Raw genomic sequence first — 910 nt, forward strand, 5'->3', positions numbered from 1 at the left:
GATGCTAGCCCTGTGCCGCCTGAACATCAGATTCGGGGGCTGTATGTGGCGCAAATTTGCGTGGCGTCGTTAGGCGCGACGGAGCGCGTGCTGACCGAGATACTGGGCTTCCTCAAGGTGGACGAGGCGGGCGAGTGGCATCGCTTTCAGGTGGGTGCGCCCGGTGAGCGGGGCTTCGGTTATCTCGATGTGCAGGTGCGCTCGAAACTGTCGCGCGGACGGTGGGGCAGGGGCGGCATGCATCACCTCGCTTGGCGTACTCGTGACGAGAATCACCTGAACGCTCTGCGTGAGCGTGTGGCACAGGCGGGTCTGCAGCCGACGCCCGCGATCGACCGCTTCTGGTTCCGTTCGGTCTACTTCCTTGAGCCGGGCGGTGTACTGTTCGAGCTGGCAACCGACGGACCAGGCTTCAGCGTGGACGAGGACATGGCGCATTTGGGCGAGCGGCTGGTGCTACCGCCCTGGCTGGAGGCTCAGCGTGAGCGAATCGAGAGGCAGCTGCCCCCACTGACCTATCCGCCCACAAAATCCGATAGGGTCATCCGTTCAGGATCGATTCATACAGCTGGCGCGTAGGTTCGGAGGGCGTTGTGTTCAGCAACTCAGCCAGCGCTTTCTGGCAGCGGGCGTAGACTTGAAAGGCATCCGCGCGGCGTCCCATTGCGCGGTAGGCTTGCATTAGCAGGCGTGCTGCTGCCTCATCGCTCAGACCTGTCCCACAACCGTGCCAGCACCGTCTCGTCTGGCTCCGAGCGCCTCCAGTGCAGCCAGCGCTGCTCATCGGGCAGGGCGATGTGGTTCCCTTCCAGTTGTTCGGCAATTTGGCGATGCAGGTGGGCACGCTGCCTCGCAGGGATCGATTCATAAATCGCTTCGCGTACCAGCGGATGGCGCTTGGCAAGCATCT

2 protein-coding genes are annotated in these 910 nt (G+C 63.1%); one reads left to right on the forward strand and one right to left on the reverse strand.

Annotation, left to right across the window (positions count from 1 at the left end):
* Positions 1–579, forward strand: a 579-nt coding sequence (locus N0A24_12210) for a VOC family protein (GenBank protein MCS7174099.1), incomplete at its 5' end; no start/stop codon positions are given.
* Positions 580–701: 122 nt separating this feature from the next.
* Here the strand turns inward: N0A24_12210 and N0A24_12215 are convergent.
* On the reverse strand, positions 702–910 hold a 209-nt coding region (locus tag N0A24_12215), incomplete at its 5' end, for a hypothetical protein (GenBank protein MCS7174100.1).

The organism is Armatimonadota bacterium, assembly GCA_025059775.1.
Classification (GTDB): domain Bacteria; phylum Sysuimicrobiota; class Sysuimicrobiia; order Sysuimicrobiales; family Sysuimicrobiaceae; genus Sysuimicrobium.